Origin of the sequence: Pseudomonas sp. I8001 (genome assembly GCF_013385345.1) — a bacterium.
Taxonomy (GTDB): Bacteria; Pseudomonadota; Gammaproteobacteria; order Pseudomonadales; family Pseudomonadaceae; genus Aquipseudomonas.
In genome coordinates this window covers 37,858-59,904 of the sequence record NZ_JACAQC010000005.1, presented here as the reverse complement: position 1 = coordinate 59,904, position 22,047 = coordinate 37,858, and the positions used below count along the sequence as shown (strand labels likewise).

Below are 22,047 nucleotides of genomic sequence, written 5' to 3'. Positions count from 1 at the left end.
ACTCCCAAAGGGTCGGTCAGGGGCGCTTGGCCGTGTCTTCAAGCTGTTCCAGGGCGGCCTCCAGGGCCAGTCGGTAACCGCTGGCGCCAAGGCCGCAGATCACTCCTACCGCAACGTCGGAGAAGTAAGAGTGATGGCGGAAAGGTTCGCGTTTGTGCACGTTCGATAAATGCACTTCGATGAATGGGATGCTCACCGCCAGCAGCGCGTCACGTAATGCAACGCTTGTGTGCGTAAAAGCGGCGGGATTGATCAGGATAAAGTCCACGCCTTCGCTGCGCGCGGCATGGATGCGATCAATCAGTTCGTACTCGGCATTGCTTTGCAGGTAGAGCAGATGGTGGCCGGCATCACGTGCCCGTCGTTCCAGATCGAGGTTGATCTGTTCGAGGGTCACTGCCCCGTAGACGCCCGGTTCGCGGGTGCCGAGCAGGTTCAGGTTGGGTCCGTGAAGAACCAGTAAGGTCGCCATCGGCTGTTCCTTGTTATTGATGTGGGCACGGTAGAACCCGGCGACTATGCCGCAAAGGCTTTGTGACTGTCCAGTTCTATGCAGTAGGCAGCACGATTAGCGAGGATTGCGCAAAATATGTGACCGCAAGGCTGAATCCGGTCAGTGTGGGAGCTGGCTTGCCTGCGATGGCGGTGGTTCAGCCGCCACATGCGTTGACGGGTGCGCCGCCTTCGCGAGCAAGCCCGCTCCCACATTTTGATCTTCACAAGACGGGAGAGCCGGTCAGACGCGGAATGCCTGCACGGCGGTGTTGAGTTGCCCGCCAAGTACCAATAAGTGCTCGCCCTGGCGGCGTCCCTGGCCAATTCGCAGCAAGTTGTCCTCGCCCAGCTGGTGAATCCGCTCGCTGTTATCGCGGATTTCACTCACGGCGCCACTTTGCTGGGCCGTCACATCGGCGATCCGCACGGCGGTGTCGGAAATGGTCTGGATCGCCCCGACGATTTCATCCAGCGCGCCGTCAGCCGCCTGGGCTTGTTCGGCAGTGGCCTCGGCGTGTTCGACCTGGGCACGCATGCCTTCCACCGATTGCCGGGCGGCGGTTTGCAGGCCGGCGATCAGGTGCTGGATTTCGGCGGTGGCGCCGGCGGTGCGCTGGGCCAGGGAGCGCACCTCATCGGCCACCACGGCGAACCCGCGCCCGGCTTCACCGGCCCGGGCGGCTTCGATGGCGGCGTTCAGCGCCAGCAGGTTGGTCTGGTCGGCAATCGAGCGAATCACCGTGAGAACGCCGCCGATGGTCGCGGACTCTTCGGCGAGTTTCTCGATCATCTGCGCATTTATCTGCACTTCGCCGACCAATGCGTGCAACCCGGTCAGGCTCAGGCCGATCACCCGTTGGCCCTGCTCGACGGCCTGGCCCGCGCTGCGGCTGGCCTCGGCAGCCTGGCTGGCGTCGCCGGCAACCTGCTGGATAGTCGCTTCCAGTTCGCCCAGGGAATCGCGAATCTGCGCGGTGTCACCGGCCTGGCGCTCGGCACCGTCGTGCATGCCGCTGCTCAATTCGGCGAGGGCGCTGCTGCTGCCGGCCACTTGCTCGGCGTTGCCTCTGATGGTGCCCACCAGGTCCACCAGGTAGGCGCGCAGGCGGTTCAGGGACTCTTCGATATCGTGCAGTTCGCGGTTGGTCTTGCCCAGGGCAATGTGTTGGCTGAAGTCACCTTCGGCCCAGGTGGACAAGGCCGGCGCCAGGTTGGTCAGCACCCGCGCCAGGCGCCGCTGCAAGGTGTCGATCAAGAGGGCGATCAGCAGAATCAGGCCGATCATCACGCCTTGCATCAGCCGCACTTCGCCCTGGATCTGCGCGTGCTGGGCGCGCACCACAGGCTCCAGCCCGGCGATGGCTTGCTGCACGGCGTTGATTTTCAAGTGGGTGGCGGTGGCCAGTTCGGTGCGTTGCTGGATTTGTTCGCGGGTGCGTTTCAGCTCGGCGGGGTAGCGGGTCAGCAGGCTGTTGAGTTCGCGCTTGAGGTCGACGCCGGTGTCCTGGGCCACGGTTTTTTCAGTGTTTTCCAGGCCCATCATGGCCGAGAAATCGTCGGTACTGGACTCGCTGCTGGCGGTCACCCCCAGTAATGGCAGCTGCCCCAGCACGTCAGCCTGGCTGCGGATATTACTGACTTCGCGCTCCACATCGTCGGCCAGTTCGCTGCGCCCGCTGCTCACCAGCTTGTCCCGGGCGAGGGAGAGTTTCGCCAGGTGCTGGGACGCAGCGAGCAACGGCGGCAGATAGCGCGCCGCCTCGGGCGTACTGACGCCGCTGGCGTACTGGTTCAGTTGCTCCAGGTTGGCACCGAGTTCGCGTTCGGCTTGCAGCAACAGGGCTTGCGGGTCGCCGGCCAGCTTACCGGCGGCCAGCAGGTCGGTCTTGCCGAAGGTGTCCAGGTCGGCAAGGCTGGGACGCAGGTTTTGCGCCAGCTCTGCGGGTAACTCATCCAGCTGCTGCAACAGGTTTTCCAGGCTCTGGCTGGCGCTGCTCAGGCGCAGGGCGTCGCCGCTGGCGAGGTAATCGTCGATATTGCGCGCGGCCTGGTTCTGGAACGTCTGCGACAGGCCAAGGTAGCGCTCCATCAGCAGGTAAGGCCGTTCCAGGGCACGTTGCGACCACCAGAGCGTAGCGCCCAGGGCCAGGCAAACGGCGACCAGAAGGAGGGTGTTCAGATTCGTCAGCAGCTTCAGGCGCATGCGTGGTTTCAACCGACAGCAGAAGTAAGTGCCTGAAGTTATTGCGTTTCCATTACAGAGTTATGACGGATTCGGTGGATTCCGGTGAAAAGGTGGCACTTTGCTTTGATGCACGCGCCGACATCACCCGGTTACGCCCGGCATCCTTGGCGCGGTACAGGGCCTCGTCGGCCTGGGCCGCCATCATCAGGCTGTCGGAGCCGTCGCAGAGCTCCACCACGCCGGCACTGAACGTGCACCACAAATCCTGGGGCTGGGCGGGATAGTGAATCTCGGCGAAGCGCCCGCGAATCTCGTCAAGTACTTGGCAAGCCCTGTCGAGGTCGGTGTCGGGCATCACGATGGCAAATTCTTCGCCGCCGTAACGGCCTATATAGTCGGTCTTGCGCAGGCGCTGCTTGAGAAACAGCGCGAGGCTCTTGATCACCCGGTCGCCCATGGGGTGGCCGTGGCTGTCGTTGACCCGCTTGAAGTGGTCGATGTCGAGCATCGCAAAACTCAACGGCTTGCCCTCGCGGCGCGCGCGGAAGCTGCAGTCTTCGAGCAGTTGCAGGATGTGGGTGTGGTTGTACAGCCCGGTGAGGCTGTCGCGCACCATCCGCGCCTTGAGGTTGCGTGCCCGCGCGGCGCGGTTGCGTACGGTGGTGATCAGGTGCCGGGGCTTGATCGGCTTGGTGAGGAAGTCGTCGCCGCCTTCGCTCATGGCGTCCAGTTGCTTGTCCAGGTCGTCTTCGGCCGAGAGGTAGATGATCGGCACGCTGACGTAGCGGTCATTGTGACGGATCACCTTGGCCAGCTCGGTACCGGTGCAGGCCGGCATATACATGTCGAGGATGATCAGGTCGGGCTGGAAGTCCGCCAGCTCGGCCATGGCCTGGATCGGTTCGATCAGGGTGCGGGTAACGATACCGGCACTGTTGAGCAGGCGCTCGGTGTGCATGGCCTGGGCCCGCGAGTCGTCGATGATCAGCACTTTATAAGGTTCGTACTGGGCGACGCAGGTCAGCACTTCGATTTTTTCCAGCAGGCTCGACGCCTCCAGGGTGCCGGTGAGGAACTCCTGGCCGCCGGCGCGCACGGCGGCCAGGCGGGTGGGGGTGTCGGTTTCGTGCAGGCTGAAAAACAGCAGTGGCAGCTTTTGCTCCAGGCCTTCCTGGGCTTCGGCGGCGAGCTTCAGGCCGAGGCCGGCGCCGCAGAAATCCACATCCATCACAATGGCCGCCGGCAAGCGCTCGGCCATGGATGAGCGAAACGCCGCCACGCTGTCGAGGGACTGGGCGCTCAAGCCGAAAAATTCCAGCTGCTTGGCCAGGCGGTCGGCGCGGTCGTGATCGGCCAACATAACGTAGATCGGCTTGCGCATCGGCGGCAGCAGGGTTTGTTCCAGCTGGTCGCCCTGGCGCAGCCCGGTGCGCGACAGGCGCTGCATCAAACGGTTGAGTTCGGTGATCAGGTGGCTGCTCAGGCGGCCGCGGTTGTCGTCCACCGCCTTGAGTGATGCGCCGATCTGGTGCGCCAACTGGCCGTGTTCCGGCTGCTCGAAGCGCTCGGCAAAGCGCAGCAGGCGCAGGTTGGCCTCACTGAGCTCTGACAGGTCAGTGGTCGACCATTCGCTGCGTTGCAGGCGCTGCCAGATCTCAAGAATTTGACGTGCCTGATGAATTACCCGCTGGGCAAAATGGTGCTTGAGACGCTCACGGCTGGGGTCTTCTGGCTCGGTCATATCCTGACTACTAGTTAGGCTGCATGCTGAGGTCGAACTGATGGCTCTATGCTAGCACCTCTTTTCCGTTGCACGAGTGTCATACGTCAATTAACTGCAAGGTCGCAGAGATTCATTTATCGACCATGCAGTCGCGCGGGCGTAAACAGCGTGCATCCTTTATAGTCGAACCGCGTACTCGCGCCACCCTGGCTAAAAGCGCCGCACTGCTCGGCACGATGGGGCAGGGTTGTGGTCGTAGCTATTGAACTCAAGTGATTGAAAGGATATCGCCATGCTGGACTGGAAAAACCGCGCAGGCAGTGCAAAGGGCCCGGCCCCTGAAACCAAGTCGGCCCCCCGCAGCTATTTCCGTAACCTGCTGATGAGCCGTGCGTTGCTCTCGCTGGTTGCGTTGTACCTGTTGGTCACCGGTGCCCTGGGTTGGTACTGGAGCGAAGAGCCTGCGTTGTTCCCGGTCCAGCAGAATGCGCAAATTGCCGCCGAGAAGGATGGCAAGCAGATGGTGGTGGGCTTTACCACCGTCGAAACCCTCAAGACGGTGGTGGGCACCCTGCTGAACAAGCCGGGTGGCTACATTTCCAACGACCGTTTCCCGCCGGGCCTGTGGATGGACAACATGCCAAGCTGGGAGTACGGCGTACTGGTGCAGGTGCGTGACCTGACCCGTGCCCTGCGCAAGGACTTCGCCCGCTCCCAGTCGCAGTCGGCGGAAGACGCAGACCTGGCCAAGGCCGAACCACGCTTCAACTTCGACAACAAGAGCTGGGTGCTGCCGTCCAGCGAGTCGGAATACCAGGAAGGCATCAATTCCCTGAGCCGCTACGAAGCGCGCTTGTCCGACCCGAATCAAAAAGGCGCGCTGTTCTATGCACGTGCCGACAACCTCAACAACTGGCTGGGTGATGTGGCGACCCGCCTGGGTTCGCTGTCGCAACGGCTGTCGGCCAGTGTGGGGCGGGTCAAGCTCAACACCGCGCTGAAAACCGAAGCGCTGGCGCCGGGTGAAGTGCCGCAGGTCGACGAAGAAGTGGTGGAAACCCCATGGATGCAGATCGACAACGTGTTTTACGAAGCCCGCGGCCAGGCCTGGGCCCTGTCGCACCTGCTGCGCGCCATTGAAGTCGACTTCGCCGATGTGCTGGCCAAGAAGAACGCCACCGTCAGCGTGCGCCAGATCATTCGTGAGCTGGAAGCTTCGCAAGAGCCGGTATGGAGCCCGATGATTCTCAACGGCAGTGGCTTTGGCATCCTGGCCAACCATTCGCTGGTCATGGCCAACTATATTTCCCGGGCCAACGCTGCAGTGATCGACCTGCGTCAGCTCCTGAACCAGGGTTGATGATGGACGCTTCCACCAGGGAGGCAGCGCACCGCGCCGCCTCCGACGCCGAACTGATTGCCTGGGTCGACGAGCAGGACAACCTGCTCGGCAGCCTCGTACGTTCCGATCTGCGCCGGCGCGGGCTGATCGGGCGCTGCACCTTTATTTTCCTGTTCAACTCGGCCGGTGAGCTGTGTGTGCACCGGCGCACCCTGAGCAAAGCCATGTACCCGGGTTTCTGGGACACGGCGGCGGGCGGAATGGTGGCGGCCCACGAGTCCTATGCCGAGTCGGCGGCCCGTGAGCTGGAAGAAGAGCTGGGCGTCAGCGGCGTCGAACTGACCGCCCACGATCACTTCTACTTCGAAGACGGCGACAGCCGGCTCTGGTGCACCTCGTTCTCGGCCGTGTGGGACGGGCCGCTGCGAATCCAGCCGGAAGAAGTCATGGAAGCGCGCTTTCTGCCCCTGGCGACGGTGCTTCAGGAGGCCGAGCAAAAGCCCTATTGCCCGGATGCCCAGGAAGGGTTGCGTCGTTATTTGGCCCTGCGTCGCTAAAGTTGCATAAATTGGCGCGATTTGGCTCTTAGCAAGGGGCCTTTTTGCCGTTACACTGCGCGACTTTTCAGGCTGAACCGCTGTTGTTCCACCCTGTAGGAGCGAGCTTGCTCGCGAAAAACGTAAGCACGACGCGTGCTGTCTGAAGGCCCGCGTTATCGTTGACGACCTTCGCGAGCAAGCTCGCTCCTACAGTGGTTTGAACATCGGCGGCTCAGTAGCGCTGCCCCTGCCTGAGTGGGGCTTCGCGGTCGATGACCCCATCGATCAGTCTTTGTCCTCCCAAGAGGATTGCCGGTGGCCAAAAAAGCCGCATCCTTCGCCGCCCTTGGTGGCCTGGTATTTTCCACCGACGCAGGTCGACACTGCCCGGACTGTCGCCAGCCCGTGGACGCTTGTACCTGCAAAACAACCCTGATTCCCGAAGGCGATGGTATTGCCCGCGTTCGTCGCGAGAGCAAGGGCCGTGGCGGCAAGACAGTGACCACCATCACTGGCGTGCCCCTGGCCGAAGAAGCCTTGAAGGAACTGGCCACCACGCTGAAAAAGCGCTGTGGCACCGGTGGCGCCCTGAAAGACGGCGTGATCGAGATCCAGGGCGACCACGTCGAGTTGCTGTTGGCCGAGCTGATCAAGCTGGGTTACAAGGCGAAGAAATCCGGCGGCTAGCAGCCTCTGTGAAAACCACCCCGATAGCCCGCTGGCTGAACGCGAACTGTCGTCTCCATGGTTTTCACAGAGCCTGTTCCTGACCGGTGTCTAAACTCTGTCCTGCAAGTGGGGTCTACCCCTCTCACAGGCAAATCGTCATTTTCATTCTTTAGACTGCGCCAGCCTCTGATCAGGCCGGTGCACTTCGACTTCATTTATAGGGGACTTCGATGTCCGTACGACGCACACGCAAAGACGATGGCAGCCAATGGACAGTTGCGGACAGCCGCAGTGTTTACGGGATTCGCCATTGGGGGGCCGGGTATTTCGCGATCAATGATGCCGGTCGCGTTGAAGTCCGTCCGAACGGCCCGAACAGCACGCCTGTGGACCTGTACGAGCAAGTCGACGAGCTGCGCAAAAGCGGCCTGTCCCTGCCGTTGCTGGTGCGCTTCCCCGACATCCTGCAAGACCGCGTGCGCCAGCTGACCGGCGCGTTCGACTCCAATATCGAGCGCCTGGAATACCAGAGCAAATACACCGCGCTGTACCCGATCAAGGTGAACCAGCAGGAAGCGGTGATCGAGAACATCATCGCCACCCAGGACGTGTCCATTGGCCTGGAAGCCGGCTCCAAGCCCGAGCTGCTGGCCGTGCTGGCCCTGGCCCCGAAAGGCGGCACCATCGTCTGCAACGGTTACAAGGACCGTGAGTTCATCCGCCTTGCGCTGATGGGCCAGAAGCTCGGCCACAACGTGTTCATCGTGATCGAGAAAGAATCCGAAGTCGGCCTGGTGATCGAAGAAGCCGCCAACCTCAAGGTCAAGCCTCAGGTGGGCCTGCGGGTGCGCCTGTCGTCCCTGGCGTCGAGCAAGTGGGCGGACACCGGCGGCGAGAAATCCAAATTCGGTCTGTCGGCGGCGCAATTGTTGTCGGTGGTCGAACGCTTCCGCGCGGCGGGCCTGGACCAGGGCATCCGCCTGCTGCACTTCCACATGGGTTCGCAGATCGCCAACCTGGCCGACTACCAGCACGGGTTCAAGGAAGCCATTCGTTACTACGGCGAACTGCGCAACCTCGGCCTGCCGGTAGACCACATCGACGTGGGCGGCGGCCTGGGCGTGGACTACGACGGTACCCACTCGCGTAACGCCAGCTCGATCAACTACGACATGGACGACTACGCCGGCGTGGTTGTGGGCATGCTCAAGGAATTCTGCGACGCGCAGAGCCTGCCGCACCCGAACATCTTCTCCGAGAGCGGCCGTTCCCTGACCGCCCACCACGCCATGCTGGTGGTGCAAGTCACCGACGTCGAGAAACACAACGACGACGTGCCGTTGATCGAAAACAAGGAAAGCCTGCCGGAAACCGTGCAATGGCTGGTGGACCTGCTGGGCCCGACCGACATTGAAATGGTCACCGAAACCTACTGGCGCGCCACTCACTACATGAGCGACGTGGCAACCCAGTACGCCGACGGCAAGATCACCCTGGCCGAGAAGGCCTTGGCTGAACAGTGCTACTTCGCCGTCTGCCGCCGCCTGCACGACTCGCTGAAAGCCCGCCAGCGTTCCCACCGTCAGGTGCTGGACGAGCTCAACGACAAGCTGGCCGACAAGTACATCTGCAACTTCTCGGTCTTCCAGAGCCTGCCGGACACCTGGGCCATCGGCCAGGTGCTGCCGATATTGCCGCTGCATCGCCTCGACGAAGAGCCGTTGCGCCGTGCGGTGCTGCAGGATTTGACCTGCGACTCCGACGGCAAGATCAAGCAATACGTGGATGAGCAAAGCATCGAGACCAGCTTGCCGGTGCACGCTGTGAAAGAAGGCGAGGACTACCTGCTGGGGATCTTCCTGGTGGGTGCCTACCAGGAAATTCTCGGCGACATGCACAACCTGTTCGGTGACACCGACTCGGTGAACATCTACCAGCGTGACGACGGGTCGGTGTACAGCGCCGGGATCGAGACCCACGACACCATCGAAGACATGCTGCGCTACGTGCACTTGTCGCCGGAGGAGTTGATGACTCACTACCGTGACAAGTGCGCCAGCGCGAAGATCACGGCGGCGGAGCGGACTCAGTTCCTGGATGCGTTGCGTCTTGGTTTGACGCGTTCGTCGTACCTGTCCTCGTAAGCACACCGCTTCCAGGCTGACAAAGATCTCAATGTGACAGAGATCCAGTGTGGGAGCGGGCTTGCTCGCGAAGGCGGTGTGTCAGTCAATACATGTGCAGACTGATACACCGCCTTCGCGAGCAAGCCCGCTCCCACATTTGGATCGCCGCAAGTCCTGCAGTTTTTATAGGGCCTGAATAATGTCGAAAAAACTCCTGCAAGTGTTCACCCTGGCCATCGCGACGCTGCTCGCAGCCTGCTCCCCGATCAAAGTGCTCAACGCACTCACCCCCACCAGCACCTTCACCAAAACCTCCTCCCTCGCCTACGGCGATGACCCCCGCCAGAAACTCGATATCTACCGCCCCGTCACCGCCTTGCCCGACGCACCCGTCGTGGTGTTTTTCTATGGCGGCAGCTGGAACAGCGGCTCAAGGGATGACTACGGTTTCGTCGGCGAAGCCCTGGCTGCGCGCGGCATCGTGGTGGTGATCGCCGACTACCGGCTTTACCCGCAAGTACGCTACCCACTGTTTTTGCAGGACGGCGCCCAAGCAGTCGCGTGGGCGTATCAGCACAGTGCCGAATACGGCGGCGATCCCCGCAAGCTGTATGTGATGGGCCACAGTTCCGGTGCCTATAACGCGGCAATGCTGGCACTGGACCCGCAGTGGCTGGCCGGGGTTGGCCTGTCGCCGTCAGTCTTCAAGGGATGGATCGGCCTCGCCGGGCCGTATGATTTCCTGCCGATTGAAAACCGCGATGTGCGCCCGGTGTTCTTCTACCCGGACTCGCCGCCCGATTCCCAACCCATCAACCACGTGAGCCAAAGCGCACCCCCCAGCCTGTTGATTGCTTCGGTGGACGACAATCTGGTCAACCCCAAGCGCAACACCGGCGGGTTGGCGAAAAAGCTGCGAGCGGCGGGTGTGCCGGTGGAGGAGTTCTACTTCACCAGGACCAGCCACGCCACATTGGTGGCGTCGATGTCCCGGCCGCTGCGCTGGCTGGCGCCCGTGTTGGACCGGGTCACGGCGTTTATCACGTTCACGCCGGGCCAGTGAGCCAGCGGTCCTGTTTGTTCAGGCGCCAGGCAATTGCCCACAGCGTCAGGCTGCGCAGGGCCATGAACAGCAGGAAGGTTATCCACAATCCGTGGTTGCCAAGGCCCTGCAAGGCCCAGGCGAAGGGCAGCACAATCACCACCGTCAGCAGCATACCGTTGCGCATTTCCCGGGCGCGGGTGGCGCCGATGAACAGGCCGTCCAGCAGGTAGCTCCACACGGCGATCAACGGCAGTACGGCGAGGTAGGGCAGGTAGATGTCGGCGGTTTCGCGCACGCTCGGGATATCGGTTTGCATGGCGATAAACAGGTGGCCGAACACGGCGAACAGGATCGCGAAGCCGATACTCGCCAGCAACGACCAACCACAGGCCACCACCAGCGAGCGGCGCAAGGCCTGGCGGTCGTGGGCGCCAATGGCGTGGCCGCACAAGGCTTCCACGGCGTGGGCCAGTCCGTCCAGGGCGTGGGCCGTCAGCAACAGACCATTGAGCAGCAGCGCATTCGCCGCCACCGTGGCATCCCCCAAGCGAGCGCCTTGCACGGTGATCATGAAAAACACCGATTGCAAGGCCAGGCTGCGGATGAAGATATCGCGGTTCACCGCCAGCAGCGGGCGCCAGCTTTGCCACAGCTTGAGCGCGGCCCAGGCGATATGGCCGGGGTAGGCGCGCAGGGCTTTTTGGGTGAGGGCCAGGCCGAGCAGGGCGCCGGTCCATTCGGCGATCACCGAGGCGCGGGCCGAGCCGACCACGCCCCAATCCAGACCCAGCACGAACCACAGGTTGAGCGCGATGTTCACGAGGTTGGTGGTCAGCAGAATCGCCAGCGGCGCGCGGGCGTTTTGGGTGCCGAGGAACCAGCCGACCAGCGCGTAGCTGGCCAGCGCTGCGGGCAGGCCGAAGAGCCGGGTGTGGAAGAATTCGCGGGTCAGCTGGTTAAGTTCGGGCGAGGGCTGCATCCAGTCCAGCACCAGGCCGCTTAACGGAATGCCGATGCTGCCGAGCACTATGGCCAGGCCCAGCGCCAGCAACAGCCCCTGCAACAGAATCTGCCGCAGCGCGGCCCCGTCACCGCGCCCGGCGGCCTGGGCGGCAAAGCCGGTGGAGCCCATGCGCAGGAAACCCATGGCCCAGGCGAGGAAGGTGTACAGGCTGGCGCCAACGGCCACGGCGCCGAGTTGGTGGGCGTGGGGCAGGTGGCCGATGACCATGCTGTCCACCAGCGCCACCAGTGGTACGGAGATGTTCGACAAAATCATCGGCGCGGCGAGGGCCCACACGCGGCGGTGGGTAGGGCGGTCGCGCCAGTCGGTTAGCAGGGAAGTCATGCGGGCTCCTTTGGGGAGCGGTAGTGTAACTGTCCATTAGCTGCGCCGCAGGGCCAATGTGGGAGCGGGCTTGCTCGCGAAAGCGGTGTGTCAGTCGCCGGATGTATTGGCTGATCCACCGCTTTCGCGAGCAAGCCCGCTCCCACATTTTTGACCGCGTAGTGTCAGGTTTTGCGCGGGTGCAGGCATTCGATGGAGCGGTCGACGGTGGTCTTGGCAATTTCCAGCAAGTGCCAAACCGCCAGGATCTTCGCCCGCTGTGGACTCTCCAGCAGCTCGCCGCAATCAAGCGCAGTCGCCGAGGCGCTGCTCAGCAAGCTGGCGGTGTAGAGCAGGGAATCTTCGAAGCTCAGGTCTTCGTTGATGGTGTGGAAGCCTTGGGATGGCAGGTAATGTTCGAGGGCGCGATTGAAGGCGGCGCGGTCGTTGAGGAGGTCGCTGGGTGGATCGGGGACAACCTTATTCATCGTGTAGCTCCTGTCTGCAGAAGGAGCCGGCCCTGTCGCGACTAAACGAAGGGTGGCGGCTATACGCAGGTTAGTCGACCGGTCAGACAGGAAAACTCCGGCGCACCCGAAGGTGCCCTGCGCACAGCCACCATAAAACCTCATGGGAGACATGCGCCTGTCTGAACTCGGGCGACTAAACCCGATCACTGATATGCAGTGAAGGGCCGAAGACTAGCCACCCATCCCAACAGGCACAAGGCCGAAAGATTGTCTCGGAAACGTCCCTCAAATTAAAGGGATTTACCCTGCTGGCCCTTTATTAATGCACCACCCAACTGAGCACCCAGAGCCCGAGCATCAACCAGATAATCCCCATGATGATCGAAGCCCGCATAAACGCGCGCACCGCCGAGTACAACAGCATCAAGCCGATAATCAGCATGAGGATGCTGATGATCGAGGTGTCCATCCCCAAGGATCTGGACAGCCCGTCGACAAAGTCGCCGCCCGCGTGGGACAGGGTATTGAACAGCCCGCTGAACAACTCGACGATAAAGTGGATGATCTGGCCGATCTTGAGACCCAGCCATCCGAAAAAGTCTGTTTGCATGTGTGTGTCCTGATAAGACGGTGGGCGTAGCTGCCGAACCTGAGCCTTTGTTCGTTATTGGCCCAAGCTAGTTCCCTTCTAGCATAGAGGTTTACGGGCCGCAGGGATTCACTTGCCTTCGCGCGGCTTGCGCCCGAAGCTATACACCTTCAGGAGCCCCCCATGAACCTCGATCACCTCACCGAACGCCTGCACCGCATCCGCGATACCAACGACTGGAAGCAGTTCCACAGCCCCAAGAACCTGGCCATGGCCGCCAGCGTTGAAATGGCCGAGCTGGTGGAGATATTCCAGTGGTTGAGCGAAGACCAGTCGCGCCAGTTGCCCGCCGACAAACTCGCCCATGCCGGCCAGGAAGTCGGTGACATCGTGCTGTACCTGCTGCTGTTGTGCAGTGAGTTGGGGTTGGACATGGATCAGGTGGTACAGGCCAAGCTGGCCGACAGCGAACGGCGGTTTGCCAAATGAGCGACCGTCATTTCGACCAGTTGGCCACCCGTTTCGCCGAGAAGATCTACGGCGGTGCCAAGGGCGCGATTCGCCTGGCGGTGCTGCAGGCCGACCTGATTGAAGCGCTGCCGGACCGCCCGTTGCGGGTACTGGATATCGGCGCGGGGCTGGGCCATATGTCGCTGTGGCTGGCCGAGCGCGGCCACGATGTAACCCTGGCCGAACCCGCCGAGCCGATGCTCGAAGGCGCCCGCCAGCGTTTCGCCGAAGCCGGGCAGACAGCCACGTTCATTCAAGCCCCCTGGCAAGACCTGCTGGGCCAGCTCACCGAACCCTATGACCTGGTGCTGTGCCACGCCGTGCTGGAGTGGCTGGCCGAACCCCATGCGATCCTGCCGGTGCTGCACCAGTTGACCGCGCCCGGTGGCTGGCTGTCGCTGGCTTTCTATAACCGCGATGCCTTGATTTACCGCAACCTGCTCAAAGGCCACTTCCGCAAAATGCGCAAGAACGATATGGCCGGCGAAAAGCAGAGCCTCACGCCGCAACAACCCCTGGACCCACGGGAGTTGGCGACGCAACTAGAGGGCCTGTGGCAGGTCGAAACCCAAAGTGGCGTGCGGGTGTTCCACGACTATATGCCGGTGGAATTCCAGGCCCGCGCCGAGTTGCAGGATTTGTTGGAGATGGAGCTCGCACACCGTCGTCACCCAAGCTTTGCCGGACTTGGGCGTTATTTGCACTGGATCTGCCGTCCGGTTTAAGCGGCCCAGTCTGCGGAGGTCGAAATGAAGCGCTGTCTTGGACTGATCCTGCTGGGCCTGGGCCTGGCGGGTTGCCAAAGCCCCAACCCGTATGTGGCGGCGTCTGCCCCGATGCCGCCGGCGCCTGCCCAGGCGGCCAACACCTTTGATGCCAGCGCCTACCCGGCGCCGGTGCGCGACTACGGCGCGTACCGCAGTTGGGCCTGGCTCAACAACCAGCTGCCGACAGGCTCGGCCTGGGCGGATTCGGCGCAGATTGCCGAGGCGGTCAGCGGCGCCCTCGACCAGCGCGGCCTGCGCCCCTTGCATGACAACCGCGCCCCCGACCTGCTGGTAAGCGCCGACGTGCGCCTGGAAAAACGCCTGCGCCAGGTCCAGGACGACTATGGCTACGGTTACGGCGGCTATAACCGCTACGGCAACGGCTACGGCATGTACAACACGGTGCCGGTGGTACGCACTTATGAAGTGACGGTGGCCGTGGCGCGCATCAGCCTGTTCGACGCGCGCACCCGCCAGCCGGTATGGAGCACCAGCGCCGAAACCACGAGCCAGGGCAGCCTCAGCGAGCGCGCCGACTCGCTGCGTGAGGCGATGCAAAAGGCAATGACTGCCTACCCACCCAGTTAGCAGCTATTCTCATCTCAGGCCCGGATTGTCTTTTGGAGAAAAACCATGCTTCGTCGTATTGCTGCACTTGCTGTTGTTGTGTTGCTGGGCGGTTGCCAGACCAGCCAGGTCAACCATGATTTCGACGCCAGCCGGGACTTTGGCGCCTACCGCAGCTGGAGCTGGAAAGAACCCGCGCTGCAATACCGCCCGGATGACCCGCGGATCAAGAGTGACCTCACCGAACAGCGCATCCGCCAGGCCGTGGGCGAGCAGCTCGACCAGCGTGGCCTGCGTCCTGCCGCGCCGGGCACCAAGGCTGACCTGAATGTACAGACCTACCTGATCGTCGAAGACCGCCAGCAACAAGTCACCACCAATTACGGCGGCGCCTGGGGCGGCCCGTGGAATGGTTACTGGGGCGCGCCGATGTATAACGAAACCCGCAACATCACCTACAAGGTCGCGACCATCCAGATTGACTTGCTCGACGGCAAGGATGGCAAGCTGGTGTGGCGTGGCAGCGATGAGCAGATCCTCGCCAGCTCGCCTGAACCCCAAGACCGCAGTGCCGCTATTCGTGCCACGGTGACCAAGGTGCTTTCCAACTACCCGCCGCATTGATCGCCTGATCAGCCCTCCGCCAGTCGTCGATCTATGGCGACTGGCCTGCAGCCCCCGCCGCTCTTGACTACACTCCCAAGCAACACAGGAGAGTAAGCGCTCGGCAGTGTGCCGGCAAAGGAGTGCTCGATGTCTCTTCGACTTCGTTCCGGTCACCACGCCGGGCCTGCAAGGCAGCGCGGTGCGGTTGGCTTGGTGGCGGTCTTGACCCTGGGCATGGTGCTGGTATTCATGTTGCTGGTGGTTGATAGCAGCCGTTTGTACCTGGAAAAACGCCAGTTGCAGGGGATTGCCGATATGGCGGCACTGGAGGCAGTGCAGCGTAAGGGGGATTGCCTGCCCGCCACCAATACCGCGCCCACCTATGCCGGTGCCAGCGCAGTGCGCAACGGTTATGTCATCCCGCCAGCAAACGCCCTGATAGTGAAATGCGGCGTGCTGACCACCGGCGCCACCAACCAGCGGGTGTTCTCCGCAGACGCGACCAAGACCGATGCCATCCAGGTGACTGCCTCGCGCCCGATCATGACCAGCGTTGCCGGGGGGGTCTGGGCGTTGTTCAGCGGTAGCGGCTACAACTTCAACACCCAGTTGTCTGCCGTCGCGGTGGCGGCGCCGAAGATCCTGCCGCCTCAGGCGCAACTGACGATCAAATCGACCCTGGTCACTGTGGATTCGAGCAAATCAGCAGCACTGAACCTGTTGTTCGGCCAACTCTTGGGCGGCTCACTGAACCTGAGCGTGGCAGGCTGGCAGGGCCTGGTAGACACCAACATCAACTTGCTCAGCTACCTCAACCAGCTGGCGTTGAACGTAGGCGTCACGGCCGGAGCCTACGATCAACTGCTGACCAAGACGGTCAAGATCAGTCAACTGGTCGACGCAGCCATTACGGTGCTCAGTGCCGGAGGCAATACAGCCAGCGTGGCGGTCAGCGGTCTTACCAGTATCAACGCGATAATCGGCAACCTTGATGTCACCCTGGGCAGCCTGCTGCAGCTGCAAACGGGGGCGGTGTCGGCGGGGCTGAATACCAGCCTGAATGTGTTCCAGCTGGCCGAAGCCTTTGTGCAATTGGCCAATACCAAGAACGGGGTGGTGGCGACCATCCCGGTGAATATTCCGGGCCTGGTGAATGCAGGTGTTCAGGTCAAGGTGATTCAGCCACCGCAGTTGTCCGCTATTGGCGATCCGCGGTTTGCCGTGGATAAAACTTCAGCAACCCGCATTTACGTAAAAACGGCTCAGATCAGCGTCGGCCTGACGTTAGGGTTGCCACCGCTGGATTCTCCCGCGGTGCAGGCCGCCCTGAACGGCTTGGTCGGGCCGCTTTCGGACGTTTTGAACAACTTGTTGAGCTTGAACCTGGGAGGAACCATCAGTTCGGTGCTGTGTGTACTGGGTGGTTATTGCCAGATGACGAATTTGCAGGTGCTGTCGTCATCCTCAAACCCGCCGGCCGCCAGGATAGATGTGGTCCTTCAACTGGGCACGGCTGAAAGCTATGTCACCGGGTTTACCTGCGTCAGCGACGCTACCAAGACCCTGACCACCCAGACCAATGCCTCGATCGTTACCGTGCAAATTGGCCAGAGCCCGCAACTGATCAACGCGTTCAACAGCAACACCACCCTTAATCCGATTCCTCCAGTGCCGGTGGTGGATATCGGATCCATTACCTGTTTCAAACCCTTGCTGGGCCTGGGGCCTACCACTTGTGATCCGTCCACCCGCAAAGCGTTTTACGGGGGCGGCCTGGGCTTGAGCGTCAACAGTCCGGTGGGCGCTGCGACAAGTGCCTTGCCCCCCCACACATACCTTCAGCCGCCGGAAATCAACCTGCCGCCGCAGTACTACGCCTCATCGACAGCCAGCCTTCTCAGCGCGATCAGTAACGCGTTGAGCGGTATCCAGTTCCAGGTCTACAAGCCAACGGGGTTCAATCTGCTGGGAGGGTTATTGACGACGGCGGGCACAGTGCTAAACGGGCTCAACAGCACCTTGGGCACCGTGATTGGCGGAGTGCTCAGCCCTATTCTGGACCCGGTGGTGAACAGCCTGTTGTCGAACCTTGGGGTTAACCTGAACGCGGTGGAAGTGGGCGCCAACCTCAGTTGTCGGCCGCATGGGCAAGCGGCTCTGGTGAATTAGGCTTCAACCACCGGCAACTCCACACAGAACTTCGCCCCATGCTCGCTGTTGGCGACGCTCAACCGGCCGCCCATGTTCTCGACAATGCCGTAGCTCACTGACAACCCGAGGCCGGTGCCCACGCCAATCGGCTTGGTGGTGAAGAACGGTTCGAAAATCCGCTCCAGCAGCCGTGGGTCAATCCCGCCGCCGTTGTCCTCGACCCAGATGCGTACGTGGCGGCTGTCCTGCTCGATCTGCACCGAGATCCACGGTTGCAGGTCGCGGTCGTGTTCGCGTTTGCTCAGCAGGGCATCGCGGGCGTTGACCATCAGGTTGATCAGCACCTGCTCCAGCTGGTCGACATAGCCTTTGACCTGCACCGTCACGTCTAGCTGTGCCACGCGCAGGTCCACGCCTTTGCCGCGCATGCCTTCACTGAGCAGCGACAGGGTGCCTTCCACCGCCTGCGCCGGGTTGAAGGGCTGCTGTTCGACTTCCGAACGGCGGCCGAACACCCGCATGTGGTCTACCACGCGGGCGGCTCGCTGGACCTGGGAGTCGATACGCTGGAGTTTTTCCGTCAGGTAGTCGATTTGTGCATCGCCGTTGCTCAAGCGCTTGAGCACGTTGACGATGGCCATGCGCATCACATTCAACGGCTGGTTGATCTCGTGGGCCAGGCCGGTGGCCATTTCGCCGAGGGTGGCCATTTTGGCGCTTTGGGTCAGCTGCTGCTGGGAGCGGCGCACTTCGGTGTTGTCGCGGCCCACGGCCTGCACTTCCTGCAACTGGCCCTGTTCGTCGAACACGCCCCGGTCCGACCACACCCACCAGGCATGTGTGCGCCCCGGCAGTTGCAGGCTGATTTCGGCGGTGCTCACGGGGAACTCCGGGGTCAACTGCCGGATGCGCTGCACAAATGCCTCGCGTTGTTCTTCGGACAACCACTGGCTGAGGTTCATGCCCGGCAGCTGTCCAGGCAGGCATTCCATGTAGTTGGCCAGAGGCGTGTTGCCGAAGGTCAGGGTCAGGTCCGGAAGGTAGCGGCAGATCATGGCCGGGGAGTCTTCCACGAGGATTCGATAGCGCTCCTCGCTTTCCTTGACCCGTTGCGCCGCCAGGGTCGTCTCGGTCACATCCAGCCACAGGCCCACGGCTTCCACGGGCAACCCGAGGTCGTCGCGCAGCAGCCGGGCTTCATCCAGCAGCCAGTGGTAATTGCCCTGTGTGTCGAGCACCCGGTAGCGACTGCGCACGCTGCCTTCGCGCAGCAGTTGGCGGGTACGGTCGAAGTAGAGGTCGCGGTCTTCGGGGTGGATCCACTGGTTCAGCGTCGCCGGGGTGAAATCGGCCAGGGTGCGGCCAAGCAGCGGCAGCAAACTGTCGCTGAAGAACACCGGTTGCAGCGTGCCCTCGACGTAGCGCTGCACATAGATCACAGCCGGGGAGCTGGCGATCAGGTTATCCAGGCGTGCGTGGGCGGCGGCGGCCTGTTGCTCCTGGTTTTTTATGTCGCTGATGTCGAGCATGAAACCCACCAGGCGGCGCTGCTCACCCGAGCCCAACGCTTGCCCCTGCACGCGATACCAGATGGGGTTAAGCGCCGCGTCGGCACGTTGCAGGCGCACGCTGGTGGACAGCGGTTTGCCCAGGGTCTTCAGGTCTTGCAGGCGGCTGGCGAGTTCTTCCCGGTCGGCAGGGTGAATCAGCTTGAGCCACATCGGCAGCGACAGCTGTGTGATGGCCTCGCCTTGGCTCAGGGTGTGCAGCAGCGGTGGGGCGAGCTCGAGGTCTTCAGTGTGTGGGGACAGCTCCCACCAGCCGGTGCCGAGCAATCCTTGCAGCGCGTCAAGGCGTTCCAGCTGCTGTTGATGGCGCAGTTCGCGCAGGCGGCCGAGCAGCGGTGCCGCGAGGGCGGCGGTCAGTTGCAACCAGTCACGGTCGCTGGTGTGTTCCTGGCGGTGATACACCCCGCACAGCAGCCATGCGCCCACGCCCAGGCCGTCGCGGTAGGGCACCAGAAAACCATCGGTATTGCCAAACAGGCCTTGCAGGCGTGGGTGTTCGCTGTGGCCACGGTTTACCTCCAGGCTCACTGGCGCCGTGCCGCCCAGGCTGTCGAGGCTGGAGCCCAGGGCTTGGCCGTTGCTCCAGAGTACCGGCGCATCGTGGGCGGTGTAACAGCCCTCGATGCACCACGCCTGGCCCTGCTCATCCAGCAAGGCGATGGCGACGCAGGGGATGTGCCAGTGCTGGGAAATAGCCTGCAGAGTGTCTTGCAGTACTTCGGGCAGGCGCACCAGGCTGCAGACCCGCAGTTGCTCGCTGATCTGGTCGCTCACCCGTTGATTGTGTTCGCGCACCTGGGTGAGTTGGCGATGGGCAATCAGGTCGCCAATGTCCAGCAATTGCAGGAGCCAGCACTTGCCTTCGGGTTGGACCCAGCCACGGGTATGCAGGGTTTGCCCGGCGAGCCCCTTGAGCTCCAGGTCCAGGCTTTGCCCCTGCCAGTCGCTGGGCGTGCCCTCGATCACCAGGCGGCTCGCCGCAGTGAGGTAGTCGAGCAGCGAGGGTGCCTGTTGCTGTTGCGCAGCGGGGTGTTCGAGTCGATGGCGAAGCGGGCCATGGACATCCATTACGCGGCCCTGGGCGTCCAGGTAGAACAACAACGCGGCGGTTGCCGGGATCGCTGCCGGTGCGTCAGCAGGCAGCTGGTTGCCGCGTCCGAGCAGGCGGCCGAAGAGTTTATCGCCTGAGGTCAAAACTGCATGCTCGACTGGGCGGACAGCATGGGAGGCAGGGCGGGGACGGTACCGATGCCTGGCAGTACCAGGAACGGCAGCACACTTTGGAGGCTGGACGTCGGGTAGTTGATGTACACCGTCAACACGCCTGACGAGTTGTAGACGGCCGTCACGTACCCGGGAAGGAATTTGAACTGGGAGGGGATCCACGCCAGTTGTGCCTGCGCCGCACTGACGGCCTGCAGCGGCAGTGCCGTGACGTAGCCAGGCGTGGCGGGGTCCAGCGCGACGCTACGTCTTACGCCTTCGGCGGCGGCCTGGGTAAAGGACTGCATCAGCAATAACGGCAAGCTGTAGCTGACCAGGCCATAAAAAATGGCAAAAAAAATCATGAAGACCATCGCGAACTCCAGCGCGGCGGCACCTTTTTGCTTTTTAGCGAGGCCTTTTTTCATGACTCGTCTACCCTGACTACAACTACCTGATATCAGCATAGAATCATTCAGCAAAAAGGGATTTTTTTTACGTGATTCAAAGCCTCGTCCTGGTCGTTTGGCTCGCGCTGTGCGCTGTGCAAGATATCCGTCTACGTCAGGTCTCCAACCGTTTGACCCTCGGCGCAGCCTTGCTGGCGTTGGGTTACCTGTTCTGGAGCGGTACGACCTGGCTCGGTGCACCGGCTGTCGAGGGCGGTGTGGCCTTTGTCCTGGCGTTGTTGTTCACCCTGCCGGGGTACGCGCTGGGCCGCCTGGGCGCCGGTGACGTGAAGCTGATCGCGGCATTGGGGCTGGCAACCGACTACCTCTACGTACTGGGCACTTTTATCGGCGCCGGCCTCGCGAGCGCAGCCTGGCTGTTGCTGGCGCCCAGGGTGTGGCCGCTGATGAATCAAGGGCTTAGGAACACCTTGCAGTACCTTGATCCGGCACATTCGGCCAGGCAGCCGTTCGTGCCGTTTTTACTGATCGGTTTTTGCCTGTCCTGGTTTTGGATCCCATTAGTCGCCACGTAGGGTAACGCTATGTACATAGTAGGAAAGTACGTCTACGTTTATGGGTAAGTTGTATGGGAAAAATGGTCGGAATGGATACATCGGTCCTTTTGCTTGCCAGGCATGGAGTAGCGCGTGAACAAGCTTACCTCTCAAGTGAAAGTGCTCGTGGTGGACGATCAGCCTTTGATCGTGGAAGAGCTTTGCGAATTTCTTGAAAGCAACGGTTACCGTTGCGTCCCTTGCGCATCCAGCCAGGAAGCCATCGAGCGTTTTCGCGACGATGCCGAGATCGGCCTGGTGCTGTGCGATCTGCATATGCCCGAGATGGATGGCATCGAACTGGTCCAGGCCCTGCAACACCTGGCCGGCAAGCAACGGGTCTTTGAGGCCATCATGCTGACCGGGCGTGCAGACAAGCAGGACGTGATCAAGGCCTTGCGCGCCGGGATTGCCGATTACTACCAGAAGCCGATCAATTTGGGCGAGCTGCTCGAAGGGTTGCAACGCCAGGTGGTCGCGCTGCAGGACCGGCAGAAAGATCTCGACCTGGGGCACCTGAACCAGAAGCTGCAGTTTCTCTCGGCGTCCATCGATGACCTTTATCATGACCTCGACAAGGTGCGCAGCAGTCCGCAATCCGGCCTGTCGACTGAAGCCGAGGGTGAAGTCAGCGACACTGACCGGGTTGAAATACCGGCGATCTTCAATCAGTTGTCGCCCCGCCAACTGGATGTCGCAAGGCTGGTAGGCAAGGGCCAGACCAACTACCAGATTGCCTGTGAGCTGGGCATCACTGAAAACACCGTGAAACTCTACGTGTCCCAAGTGCTGCGCCTGACCCATATGCACAACCGAACCCAGTTGGCGCTGGCGTTATCGCCGAACAATTCTGCGGCGCGCCAGCGCGTCACTGCGCATTAGTTGTTGCTGCCTGGGGTGTTGCCGCCCAGTTTCTGGTCGTAGTACTCAGGAATAGGGTATTTGTAACTGTCCAGCAGGCGTTGCATGGCCTGGTCGCGTTCAGCGGGCGTGGCCTTCTGCCGGATGGGAGATGCGCGTTCGCCACTGACCTGCAGTTGCAGCCAGCCTTCGGTCTGTTTTTGCTGTGGCGAAGAAGGCCCCGGCTCAATAGCCAGCACCGTCAGCGGCAGGCTGGCGAACAGCAGCGTGGCGAGCAGTGTGAATTTCATCGTGTGTA

20 protein-coding genes and 1 pseudogene are annotated in these 22,047 nt (G+C 62.0%); 12 read left to right on the top strand and 9 right to left on the bottom strand.

Annotated features, from left to right (window positions below):
- Positions 1–16: 16 nt before the first annotated feature.
- From aroQ to HX839_RS02120, 3 genes and pseudogenes are all read right to left on the bottom strand, one after another.
- Complete coding sequence (gene aroQ / locus HX839_RS02130; RefSeq protein ID WP_003217307.1) at positions 17–472, bottom strand: type II 3-dehydroquinate dehydratase; 456 nt, start codon at positions 470–472, stop codon at positions 17–19.
- A 264-nt stretch (positions 473–736) separates the two neighbouring features.
- Positions 737–1,231: pseudogene (locus HX839_RS31785) on the bottom strand (methyl-accepting chemotaxis protein); the annotation flags it as partial.
- Between the two features lie 1,519 nt (positions 1,232–2,750).
- Positions 2,751–4,421 (bottom strand): PleD family two-component system response regulator, encoded by a 1,671-nt coding sequence (locus tag HX839_RS02120; RefSeq protein WP_177066681.1) that lies wholly within the window; start codon positions 4,419–4,421, stop codon positions 2,751–2,753.
- Positions 4,422–4,695: 274 nt separating this feature from the next.
- Here HX839_RS02120 and HX839_RS02115 point away from each other — a divergent pair, with 274 nt between their 5' ends.
- From HX839_RS02115 to HX839_RS02095, 5 genes are all read left to right on the top strand, one after another.
- Entirely contained in the window at positions 4,696–5,763 is a 1,068-nt protein-coding gene (locus tag HX839_RS02115) for a DUF2333 family protein (RefSeq protein WP_003217301.1), read from the top strand.
- 2 nt (positions 5,764–5,765) lie between these two features.
- Complete coding sequence (locus tag HX839_RS02110) at positions 5,766–6,302, top strand: NUDIX hydrolase (protein ID WP_008439015.1); 537 nt, start codon at positions 5,766–5,768, stop codon at positions 6,300–6,302.
- A 297-nt stretch (positions 6,303–6,599) separates the two neighbouring features.
- Positions 6,600–6,971 (top strand): translation initiation factor Sui1, encoded by a 372-nt coding sequence (locus tag HX839_RS02105; protein WP_003217297.1) that lies wholly within the window; start codon positions 6,600–6,602, stop codon positions 6,969–6,971.
- A 212-nt stretch (positions 6,972–7,183) separates the two neighbouring features.
- Complete coding sequence (gene speA, locus HX839_RS02100; protein ID WP_003217295.1) at positions 7,184–9,097, top strand: arginine decarboxylase; 1,914 nt, start codon at positions 7,184–7,186, stop codon at positions 9,095–9,097.
- 181 nt (positions 9,098–9,278) lie between these two features.
- Positions 9,279–10,142: an alpha/beta hydrolase gene (locus HX839_RS02095; RefSeq protein WP_177066680.1), complete on the top strand. Its 864-nt coding sequence runs from the start codon at positions 9,279–9,281 to the stop codon at positions 10,140–10,142.
- On the opposite strand, the gene HX839_RS02090 is transcribed toward HX839_RS02095, so the two are convergent.
- The 3 genes from HX839_RS02090 to HX839_RS02080 form a co-directional block, all read right to left on the bottom strand.
- The gene (locus HX839_RS02090; protein ID WP_003217292.1) at positions 10,126–11,472 is read right to left on the bottom strand and encodes an MATE family efflux transporter; all 1,347 of its coding nucleotides are present in this window, start codon (positions 11,470–11,472) and stop codon (positions 10,126–10,128) included. The two genes, HX839_RS02095 and HX839_RS02090, sit on opposite strands and share 17 nt — an antisense overlap.
- Positions 11,473–11,636: 164 nt before the next feature.
- Positions 11,637–11,939 (bottom strand): DUF6124 family protein, encoded by a 303-nt coding sequence (locus tag HX839_RS02085; protein ID WP_087693105.1) that lies wholly within the window; start codon positions 11,937–11,939, stop codon positions 11,637–11,639.
- 301 nt (positions 11,940–12,240) lie between these two features.
- Positions 12,241–12,531: a hypothetical protein gene (locus HX839_RS02080; RefSeq protein WP_003212934.1), complete on the bottom strand. Its 291-nt coding sequence runs from the start codon at positions 12,529–12,531 to the stop codon at positions 12,241–12,243.
- A 162-nt stretch (positions 12,532–12,693) separates the two neighbouring features.
- Here HX839_RS02080 and HX839_RS02075 point away from each other — a divergent pair, with 162 nt between their 5' ends.
- The 5 genes from HX839_RS02075 to HX839_RS02055 all read left to right on the top strand — a co-directional run bounded on the left by HX839_RS02075 (position 12,694) and on the right by HX839_RS02055 (position 17,129).
- Positions 12,694–12,999 carry a MazG-like family protein gene (locus HX839_RS02075; protein WP_017478435.1) on the top strand — a complete coding sequence of 102 codons (306 nt, stop codon included), beginning with the start codon at positions 12,694–12,696 and terminating at the stop codon, positions 12,997–12,999.
- Positions 12,996–13,745 (top strand): methyltransferase domain-containing protein, encoded by a 750-nt coding sequence (locus HX839_RS02070; RefSeq protein ID WP_076017967.1) that lies wholly within the window; start codon positions 12,996–12,998, stop codon positions 13,743–13,745. Before HX839_RS02075 ends, HX839_RS02070 begins: the two co-directional genes overlap by 4 nt.
- 24 nt (positions 13,746–13,769) lie before the next feature.
- Positions 13,770–14,375, top strand: a complete 606-nt coding sequence (locus tag HX839_RS02065; protein WP_177066679.1) for a DUF4136 domain-containing protein — start codon at positions 13,770–13,772, stop codon at positions 14,373–14,375.
- 45 nt (positions 14,376–14,420) lie between these two features.
- Entirely contained in the window at positions 14,421–14,978 is a 558-nt protein-coding gene (locus HX839_RS02060; protein ID WP_003212927.1) for a DUF4136 domain-containing protein, read from the top strand.
- Positions 14,979–15,107: 129 nt separating this feature from the next.
- Positions 15,108–17,129, top strand: coding sequence for a pilus assembly protein TadG-related protein (locus HX839_RS02055; protein ID WP_032899854.1), 2,022 nt, complete (start codon positions 15,108–15,110; stop codon positions 17,127–17,129).
- Here the strand turns inward: HX839_RS02055 and HX839_RS02050 are convergent.
- Complete coding sequence (locus HX839_RS02050; protein WP_177066678.1) at positions 17,126–19,873, bottom strand: PAS domain-containing sensor histidine kinase; 2,748 nt, start codon at positions 19,871–19,873, stop codon at positions 17,126–17,128. The genes HX839_RS02055 and HX839_RS02050 overlap by 4 nt on opposite strands.
- Positions 19,870–20,310 carry a TadE/TadG family type IV pilus assembly protein gene (locus HX839_RS02045; RefSeq protein ID WP_003212919.1) on the bottom strand — a complete coding sequence of 147 codons (441 nt, stop codon included), beginning with the start codon at positions 20,308–20,310 and terminating at the stop codon, positions 19,870–19,872. The genes HX839_RS02050 and HX839_RS02045 overlap by 4 nt, the downstream gene beginning before the upstream one ends.
- A gap of 71 nt (positions 20,311–20,381) precedes the next feature.
- Between HX839_RS02045 and HX839_RS02040 the strand changes: the two genes are divergently transcribed.
- Both HX839_RS02040 and HX839_RS02035 read left to right on the top strand, forming a co-directional pair.
- Complete coding sequence (locus tag HX839_RS02040) at positions 20,382–20,867, top strand: prepilin peptidase (RefSeq protein WP_003212917.1); 486 nt, start codon at positions 20,382–20,384, stop codon at positions 20,865–20,867.
- Between the two features lie 114 nt (positions 20,868–20,981).
- Complete coding sequence (locus HX839_RS02035; protein ID WP_003212915.1) at positions 20,982–21,770, top strand: response regulator transcription factor; 789 nt, start codon at positions 20,982–20,984, stop codon at positions 21,768–21,770.
- On the opposite strand, the gene HX839_RS02030 is transcribed toward HX839_RS02035, so the two are convergent.
- The gene (locus tag HX839_RS02030; protein ID WP_177008343.1) at positions 21,767–22,039 is read right to left on the bottom strand and encodes a DUF3613 domain-containing protein; all 273 of its coding nucleotides are present in this window, start codon (positions 22,037–22,039) and stop codon (positions 21,767–21,769) included. The genes HX839_RS02035 and HX839_RS02030 overlap by 4 nt on opposite strands.
- Positions 22,040–22,047: the final 8 nt, after the last annotated feature.

Excerpts from the sequence above, each read along its gene's own strand:
- HX839_RS02120 (WP_177066681.1), bottom strand. The coding sequence starts at position 4,421 with ATGACCGAGCCAGAAGACCCCAGCCGTGAGCGTCTCAAGCACCATTTT.
- HX839_RS02085 (WP_087693105.1), bottom strand. The coding sequence starts at position 11,939 with ATGAATAAGGTTGTCCCCGATCCACCCAGCGACCTCCTCAACGACCGC.
- HX839_RS02115 (WP_003217301.1), top strand. The coding sequence starts at position 4,696 with ATGCTGGACTGGAAAAACCGCGCAGGCAGTGCAAAGGGCCCGGCCCCT.
- HX839_RS02045 (WP_003212919.1), bottom strand. The coding sequence starts at position 20,310 with ATGAAAAAAGGCCTCGCTAAAAAGCAAAAAGGTGCCGCCGCGCTGGAG.
- speA (WP_003217295.1), top strand. The coding sequence starts at position 7,184 with ATGTCCGTACGACGCACACGCAAAGACGATGGCAGCCAATGGACAGTT.
- HX839_RS02030 (WP_177008343.1), bottom strand. The coding sequence starts at position 22,039 with ATGAAATTCACACTGCTCGCCACGCTGCTGTTCGCCAGCCTGCCGCTG.
- HX839_RS02110 (WP_008439015.1), top strand. The coding sequence starts at position 5,766 with ATGGACGCTTCCACCAGGGAGGCAGCGCACCGCGCCGCCTCCGACGCC.
- HX839_RS02055 (WP_032899854.1), top strand. The coding sequence starts at position 15,108 with ATGTCTCTTCGACTTCGTTCCGGTCACCACGCCGGGCCTGCAAGGCAG.
- HX839_RS02070 (WP_076017967.1), top strand. The coding sequence starts at position 12,996 with ATGAGCGACCGTCATTTCGACCAGTTGGCCACCCGTTTCGCCGAGAAG.
- HX839_RS02080 (WP_003212934.1), bottom strand. The coding sequence starts at position 12,531 with ATGCAAACAGACTTTTTCGGATGGCTGGGTCTCAAGATCGGCCAGATC.
- HX839_RS02075 (WP_017478435.1), top strand. The coding sequence starts at position 12,694 with ATGAACCTCGATCACCTCACCGAACGCCTGCACCGCATCCGCGATACC.
- HX839_RS02090 (WP_003217292.1), bottom strand. The coding sequence starts at position 11,472 with ATGACTTCCCTGCTAACCGACTGGCGCGACCGCCCTACCCACCGCCGC.
- HX839_RS02060 (WP_003212927.1), top strand. The coding sequence starts at position 14,421 with ATGCTTCGTCGTATTGCTGCACTTGCTGTTGTTGTGTTGCTGGGCGGT.
- aroQ (WP_003217307.1), bottom strand. The coding sequence starts at position 472 with ATGGCGACCTTACTGGTTCTTCACGGACCCAACCTGAACCTGCTCGGC.
- HX839_RS02065 (WP_177066679.1), top strand. The coding sequence starts at position 13,770 with ATGAAGCGCTGTCTTGGACTGATCCTGCTGGGCCTGGGCCTGGCGGGT.
- HX839_RS02095 (WP_177066680.1), top strand. The coding sequence starts at position 9,279 with ATGTCGAAAAAACTCCTGCAAGTGTTCACCCTGGCCATCGCGACGCTG.